This window comes from Suttonella ornithocola (assembly GCF_001889065.1).
GTDB lineage: Bacteria > Pseudomonadota > Gammaproteobacteria > Cardiobacteriales > Cardiobacteriaceae > Suttonella_A > Suttonella_A ornithocola.
In genome coordinates this window covers 1-7,475 of sequence record NZ_LWHB01000136.1, presented here as the reverse complement: position 1 = coordinate 7,475, position 7,475 = coordinate 1, and the positions used below count along the sequence as shown (strand labels likewise).

7 protein-coding genes and 1 pseudogene are annotated in these 7,475 nt (G+C 41.3%); 2 read left to right on the top strand and 6 right to left on the bottom strand.

The window, feature by feature from the left end; genetic code table 11:
• Positions 1-338: 338 nt before the first annotated feature.
• Positions 339-503, top strand: a pseudogene (locus A5N85_RS10290) (IS1595 family transposase); the annotation flags it as partial.
• 257 nt (positions 504-760) lie between these two features.
• Here A5N85_RS10290 and rplT read toward each other — a convergent pair.
• The 4 genes from rplT to thrS form a co-directional block, all read right to left on the bottom strand.
• Complete coding sequence (rplT, locus tag A5N85_RS10285) at positions 761-1,114, bottom strand: 50S ribosomal protein L20 (protein WP_072577148.1); 354 nt, start codon at positions 1,112-1,114, stop codon at positions 761-763.
• A 17-nt stretch (positions 1,115-1,131) separates the two neighbouring features.
• Positions 1,132-1,320: a 50S ribosomal protein L35 gene (gene rpmI, locus A5N85_RS10280; RefSeq protein WP_072577147.1), complete on the bottom strand. Its 189-nt coding sequence runs from the start codon at positions 1,318-1,320 to the stop codon at positions 1,132-1,134.
• Between the two features lie 83 nt (positions 1,321-1,403).
• On the bottom strand, positions 1,404-1,949 hold the full coding sequence (gene infC / locus A5N85_RS10275) for a translation initiation factor IF-3 (RefSeq protein WP_072577146.1): 546 nt from the start codon (positions 1,947-1,949) through the stop codon (positions 1,404-1,406).
• Positions 1,915-3,843 carry a threonine--tRNA ligase gene (thrS, locus tag A5N85_RS10270; protein WP_072577145.1) on the bottom strand — a complete coding sequence of 643 codons (1,929 nt, stop codon included), beginning with the start codon at positions 3,841-3,843 and terminating at the stop codon, positions 1,915-1,917. The genes infC and thrS overlap by 35 nt, the downstream gene beginning before the upstream one ends.
• A gap of 277 nt (positions 3,844-4,120) precedes the next feature.
• Here thrS and poxB point away from each other — a divergent pair, with 277 nt between their 5' ends.
• Positions 4,121-5,848 carry a ubiquinone-dependent pyruvate dehydrogenase gene (poxB, locus tag A5N85_RS10265; RefSeq protein ID WP_072577144.1) on the top strand — a complete coding sequence of 576 codons (1,728 nt, stop codon included), beginning with the start codon at positions 4,121-4,123 and terminating at the stop codon, positions 5,846-5,848.
• Between the two features lie 154 nt (positions 5,849-6,002).
• Here the strand turns inward: poxB and A5N85_RS10260 are convergent, their stop codons facing one another.
• Both A5N85_RS10260 and A5N85_RS10255 read right to left on the bottom strand, forming a co-directional pair.
• The gene (locus tag A5N85_RS10260; protein ID WP_072577143.1) at positions 6,003-6,914 is read right to left on the bottom strand and encodes a cation diffusion facilitator family transporter; all 912 of its coding nucleotides are present in this window, start codon (positions 6,912-6,914) and stop codon (positions 6,003-6,005) included.
• An 18-nt stretch (positions 6,915-6,932) separates the two neighbouring features.
• On the bottom strand, positions 6,933-7,475 hold a 543-nt coding region (locus A5N85_RS10255; RefSeq protein WP_211268154.1), incomplete at its 5' end, for an NAD(P)/FAD-dependent oxidoreductase.

Sequence of the window (7,475 nt, the reverse complement as noted above, 5' to 3'; positions counted from 1 at the left end):
TTCAATGCTTTGTGAATAGCTGTCTGTGAGCAATGAAAACGCTGGGCATGCTCATGTTGATAAGCATCTGGATAGTACTCTACACTAGCCATTAGGGTTTTGAAGTCTATTTTGTAAGAATAAGAAGTTCTTGTTCTTTTAGTAGGCTAAAGGCAATCACGCATTTTCCACTTCTGAGCAGGAGTGAAATAGATACCAAAGTTATTGGCTACCTGACGAACCGAATAGCCTTCTGCTAGTTTTGCGATTACTTTTTTCCTGAGTTCTAATGAATAGGGACGCATATGAGTAAAGATGTGTAAATCTATAGGGTATGTTATATCTAGTTTTTTAGCTATAAACGTGGTCGTGGGACTTTAAAACAACCCATTTTTGGTATCTTTGAAAGATAAGGTCGTGTCTATACTGAGATAATTCCCGGCTGCAGGAAAAAGACCTTGCAAGGTGTTATTCTCGGTAAAATAGCGCTTGATAGTGTTATATACTCAGATATAGTCAAAGGCTAATAAAAGAGTCACAGAAATTAAATCGCTATTCCAGTAATAGTATGTGTGCTTACTTTATTCATCTACTTTAACACTGTAACTATTCTACTAATAGCTTTTCACTTTCACTATAGTACGACAAAAAGCGAGTTAAAGATATTTAGCTATAGCGGAAATTATAAGGATTTTAGTTTCTTTGCAAAGGTCTCATTTTAATCAAACAAAAAACGACTAATAAATAGCCGTTTTTTATCAATACTAATTTAAGTATAAAATTATAGTGCAGCTTGTGCTTTTTCTGCTAAAACAGCGAAGACTGCTTTATCATAAACCGCTAATTCAGCTAAGATTTTACGGTCAATCGCAATACCTGCTTTTTTCAAGCCATTGATGAAACGACTATAAGACAATCCGTGTTGGCGAGCGCCAGCGTTAATACGGATAATCCATAATTGACGGAATTGACGTTTTTTCGCTTTACGGTCGCGATAAGCGTATTGTCCTGCTTTGATAACCGCTTGGTTCGCTACGCGGAAAACTTTACGACGAGCGTTATAGTAACCTTTTGCTGCTTTTAAGACTTTTTTGTGACGGGCACGGGCTTGAACACCACGTTTTACTCTTGCCATGTGTTTTCTCCTTAACCTTAACCAATCATTTGCTTAACTGCTTTAATATCAGCCTCATGCACTTGCATGGTGCCACGCAAACCACGCTTACGCTTGGTTGATTTTTTGGTCAGGATATGACGCACATGTGAATGACCAACTTTGTAACCATTTTTGGTTTTTTTGAAGCGTTTTGCTGCGCCTCTGTGTGTTTTCATTTTAGGCATAATAGACTCCGCATTGTTTTGCCATAATTGATATTTGTGCCGCTAATTTCTAGCGGCGTTAGCTTTACACGGGGATATTGTCGCTATTTTTTTACAGGGGCAAGAACCATCACCATTTGGCGACCTTCCATGCCTGCTTTTTGCTCAACCACTCCAACCTCTGCAAGGTCTTTTTCAATGCGATTAAGCAGTTCACGACCGAGATCTTGGTGAGCCATTTCCCGTCCGCGGAAGCGAACAGTAACTTTGGCTTTATCCCCACCCTCAAGGAAACGGTTCAGGTTGCGTAGTTTGACCTGGTAGTCTCCCTCGTCCGTCCCAGGACGGAATTTAATCTCTTTCACTTGGATGCGTTTTTGGTTTTTACGCGCTTCTTGTTGTTTTTTCTGCAATTCAAAGCGGTACTTTCCATAATCCATGATTCGACAGACCACGGGCTTTGCATTCGCAGCAACTTCCACAAGGTCTAAATCTTGTTCATAGGCAGCTTCCAAGGCTTCTTCTATTGATACAACACCGCGTTGTTCACCATCGGCATCAATCAGACGAACTTCTGACTCGCGGATTTCCTCATTGACCCGCGTTTCGTTTTGCTTAGCTATTGCTAATCTCCTGTGATTTGTTTTCAATAAGTTGGCGAATATGCTGTGTAATTTCTGTTACTGGCATAACGCCTAAATCTTTTCCTTCGCGTGTGCGCACCGATACGGTGTGGGCGGCTTTTTCTCGCTCACCTGCAACCAACATAAAGGGAACGCGTTGCAAAGTATGCTCGCGGATTTTATAGTTAATCTTCTCATTACGCAAATCTTTTTCGACGCGAATGCCAGATTTTTCGAGTTCTTGCTGAATTTCGCTAACGTAATCGGCTTGTGCATCGGTAATCGGCATGACAACTGCTTGTATAGGCGAAAGCCATACAGGTAACCAACCAGCGTGTTGCTCAATTAAGATACCAATAAAACGTTCTAATGAGCCAAGCACTGCACGGTGAATCATAACAGGTATTTGTTTCTCACCATTTTCGTCCACATATTCAGCACCTAAGCGTCCAGGCATTGAAAAGTCTAGCTGAATGGTGCCACATTGCCAACGTCGACCGATACTGTCTCGCAAGGTAAATTCGATTTTAGGTCCATAAAATGCGCCTTCACCGGGTTGTAAGCGATAGGTTAATCCCTGTGTTTCTAGGGCGGATTTTAGGTCAGCTTCGGCTTCATCCCATATTTCATCTGAGCCGACACGTTTTTCTGGGCGAGTAGAGAGCGCGAGTTCGACTTCTGTAAAGCCAAAGTCTTTGTAGACTTCGTAAATCATTTGGCAGCAAAGCCCAATTTCGCTACGAATTTGACTACGTGTGCAGAAAATATGTCCATCATCTTGAACAAATCGACGTACACGCATAATGCCGTGTAAGGTGCCTGACGGTTCGTTGCGGTGACAAACGCCAAATTCCGCGTATCGAATAGGCAATTCTCGATAGCTACGTAGTCCCTGATTAAAGATTTGTACATGCCCTGGGCAGTTCATGGGTTTTACTGCATAGTCGTGTTCATCAATGCAGCAGGTAAACATGTTTCCGCCAAATTTGTCCCAATGTCCAGATTTTTCCCATAAGCTTCGGTCTAAGATTTGAGGACCTTGAACTTCTTGATAACCGTATTTGCGGAGTTTTTGACGCATGTAGTTTTCAATTTCGCGATAGATGGTCCAACCTTTGGTATGCCAAAAGACCATTCCAGGCGCTTCTTCTTGTAGATGGAAAAGGTCCTGTTGTTTGCCAATTTTGCGGTGGTCACGTTTTTCGGCTTCCGCTAGTTGCTCAAGGTAGGTGTCTAGCTCTTTTTTGTTGCGGAAAGCAACGCCATAAATTCGCTGTAACGGTTCACCTTGCGCATCTCCACGCCAATAAGAACCAGATAGTTTGGTTAGTTTAAAGGCTTTGATTTTGCCCATGTCTGGAACGTGAGGTCCGCGACACATATCAATGTATTCTTCATGATGATACAACCCAACTTCTTTAACACTGTCGTCAAAGTCATCAATTAAGCGGATTTTGAAGTCTTCGTTTCTATCTTCGAAGGTTTTGCGTGCTTCAGCGACAGGTGTCCATACTTTTTTAACGGTGTATTTGGTTGCCGCAAGTTCTGCCATGCGTTTTTCTAAGGTAGCAAGGTCATCTGGTGAAAAACGATGTTCGCTGTCAATGTCATAATAAAAGCCGTTTTCAATGATTGGTCCAATCACCATTTTAGCGTTTGGATAAAGTTGTTTTAAGGCATGTCCTAGAAGGTGCGCGGTAGAGTGGCGGATAATTTCCACGCCCTCTTCGTCTTTATCGGTAATAATGGAAACGTCAGCATCTTCTTTGATGCTATCGCTCAAATCGCGCAGCGTTCCATTCACACGAACAGCAATTGCAGCTTTTGCAAGCCCCGCGCCAATGGAAGCGGCGATTTCTGCTCCATTGGTTTCACCGTCAAATGATTTAATACTGCCGTCCGGTAAGGTAATGGCAACCATGATAACTCCTTAAATCTTAATAATGCCGTGATAAGGCATGTGAATAAATTGTCTTATTTTACTTTCTTTATGCGGTGATGGCTAATACTTGAAAGCTAAGAAACCAGATTAAAGACGTTTTGAGTTTTACCAAAAGTGATTAAGCATTATATTTCTTTATTTTCCTGATTTTCTTAGCGCTATAATGCCAAAAGGTCGCAGGAAGCGATTAAAAGTGCTGCTTTTATGCTCAATTATTTGGATAAAGCAGGCAAGTCATGTATGTGTGGAGGTAAATATGAGTCATTCTATTGCTGATTTGCTGGTAGAGATATTAGCTAATGCTGGTGTAAAGCGAATTTGGGGAATTACTGGTGATAGCTTAAACGGCATCAATGATGCGTTAAGGCGTAATGGTAAAATTGAGTTTATGCACGTTCGTCATGAGGAAACGGCAGCATTTGCATCTGGCGCTGAAGCCACTATTAGCGGTGAATTATCGGTTTGCGCAGGCAGCTGTGGACCCGGAAATTTACATTTAATCAATGGATTATTTGACTGTCATCGAAACCACTCTCCTGTTCTAGCGATTGCATCGCATATTCCGTCTTCTGAAATTGGTTTAGGATATTTTCAGGAAACCCATCCGCAAAATTTATTTCAAGAATGTAGCTATTTTTGCGAAATGGTGACTAATCCTAAACAGCTACCAGAAGTATTATTTCGCGCAATGAATACGGCTGTTGGGAAGAAAGGTGTCGCTGTAATTGTGTTACCCGGCGATGTTTCTGTTCTACCAGCACCAGAAAATGCGTCTACTCATTGGGTAAAACCTGTCTTGCCACGCATCGTGCCACAACCGCAAGAAATTACCGCACTTGCAGATGGTTTAAATCAGGCAGAAAATATTACGATTTTAGCAGGTGCTGGCTGTGCAGGTGCACATAAGGAATTGATGGCTGTTGCAGATAAATTAAAAGCCCCTATTGTGCATGCTTTACGCGGCAAGGAATTTGTAGAATTTGATAGTCCAAATGATGTTGGGATGACGGGCTTTATCGGCTTTTCTAGTGGCTATCATGCTCTGATGAATAGCGAAACCATTTTAATGCTCGGAACAGATTTTCCCTATCGTGCATTTTATCCTGAGAAAGCTAAGGTTTATCAGATTGATATAGATGTTGGCGTATTGGGCAAACGCGTTGCGCTAACGCAAGGCATTGTTGGTGATGTCAGAGAAGTTTTAACAGAATTGCTGCCAAAATTAACCGGTCATCAATCCAATCATTTCTTGAAAAAAGCCAAAGCACATTATGCTGATAGTCGGAAATCTTTAGATGATTTAGCCATACCCACAAAAGATGATGAACCTATTCATCCTCAGTATTTAACAAAATTGATTTCTGAAGCAGCTTCGGAAGACGCTATTTTCACGGCAGATGTCGGAACACCAACGGTTTGGTCTGCCCGCTATCTAAAAATGAATGGTAAACGGCGCTTAATCGGCTCTTTTAACCATGGTTCTATGGCAAATGCAATGACACAAGCTTTAGGCGCACAAGCCGTTGATACCCATCGACAAGTGATTTCTCTATCAGGCGATGGCGGCTTTACCATGATGATGGGTGACTTGCTTAGCTTAAAACAGTTAAATTTACCCGTCAAAGTCGTCATTTTTAATAATGGCACGCTTGGCTTTGTTGCGATGGAAATGAAAGCAGCGGGTTATTTAGACAGCGCAACAGATTTAGAAAATCCTAATTTCGCCAAAATGGCTGAAGCCGTAGGCATTGCTGCATGGCGTGTGGAAAAGAGCAGTGAACTACCAAATGCGATTAAAGCAGCTTTATCACATGATGGTCCTACAGTTTTAGATGTTCGCACAGCCAAACAAGAGCTGATCATTCCACCAAAAATTAAATTGGAACAAATGAAAGGCTTCAGCTTATTTATGCTAAAAGCCATTATGAATGGTCGTGGGGATGAGGTAAAAGCTTTGGTGAAAACCAATTGGCATGCGTTATAGCCAACTTCCCAAAAAATGCATACATCTTTAACTCAATATCGACTTTGAAAACAACACCCTATCTCCAAGTACAGCATGCATTTTTGGGAGTCCTGCTATATAAAATTTGATTGACCGAGCGGCTAATTTTTTAGTCGGTCGGTCATTTTTAATACTATTGCGTACCCACGCCAATTTTGAATCGGTCAACATAGGCAACGCTTACGGGTTCTAGATGTATCATAATTTCGCAAGGTCCAGCGAAGCATTTTGAAATGGCTTCTTCAACATGGTCGTTAATTTCATGCGCTTCAGTAAGCGATATGTGGTCATCAAATTCTAAGTGCATATCAATAATTCGCCATTGCCCACTTCGACGCGCACGAAGTAAATGTGCGCCCAAATGACCAGAAACGCTGTCAATTGCTCTTTCAATCTGCTGCATTTCTTCTACTGGAAGTGCAACATCCATTAAAGTCGCAATTGCTTCTTTTAAAATTATCCACACGCCCCGTAACATCCAAAATGCAACAATAATCGCAAAGACAGGGTCAGCAATGGTCCAACCTAATAGAGATGAAAAAATGAGTGCAAAAAGAACGCCACAATTGGTTAATAAATCATTTAAATAATTCAAGCTATCTGCACGGACAGATTGGGAATCAATAAATTTAAGAATATGACGCTGATAGCAAACTAAAGCAAGGGTGCCTAGTATTGAAATGATCATCACCACAATCCCAGCAAAATCATGATGTAACACTTGTGGCGTAAAAAGTCGAGGAAAGGCATTCACAATCAGGAAAATAGAAGAACCAGCAATAAACATACCTTGTGCAAGTGCAGAAAGGCTTTCTGCTTTACCATGACCATAATGATGATTATCATCTGCATCAATCATGGCATATCGCACAGCAAATAAATTGATTCCACTTGCGAGAATATCGGTAGCAGAGTCCATGAGCGATGCTAATAAGCTCACAGAATCGGTTAGCCACCATGCCCAAATTTTTAAAATCGCTAGACTAACTGCTAAACTAACAGAAGCCAAACTGACACGCTTAATAAGACGTTGTGTATGATTCATAAAATAATAGATTAAAGATTAAGGGGCTTGGTAACGAGATAAGGCTTGCGCACAACACCAAGCAGATGACCATGCCCATTGGAAATTATATCCACCTAACCAACCGGTTACATCGACCGCTTCACCAATGGCATATAAGCCTAAGTGAGATTTTATCTCGAATGTTCGCGGATTGAGTTGACGTGTATCAATACCACCCGTGCTAACCTCTGCTTTCTTCATGCCTTCCGTTCCGCTGGGATAAAATTGAGTAGAATGCAACTGTTTTGATAATTTTTGTAAACAAGCATTACTATAATGCTGTAAGGATTCAGGATAATTCACTGAAAAATATTCTGCTAATTTACTGGGTAAATGTCGTTTGAGAATACTTACTAGGGTTTGTCGCGGGCGCTGTTGCTTTTCTTGTAACAGAAAGTCGGTGGCTAAATCCGGAAGATAATCAACGTAAATAGGGTTACCTTTTTGCCAATAACTGGATATTTGCAAAATAGCTGGACCAGATAAGCCTCGATGCGTATAAAGCAGATTTTCTCGGAAACTAGGCGCATTTTCCGTTTG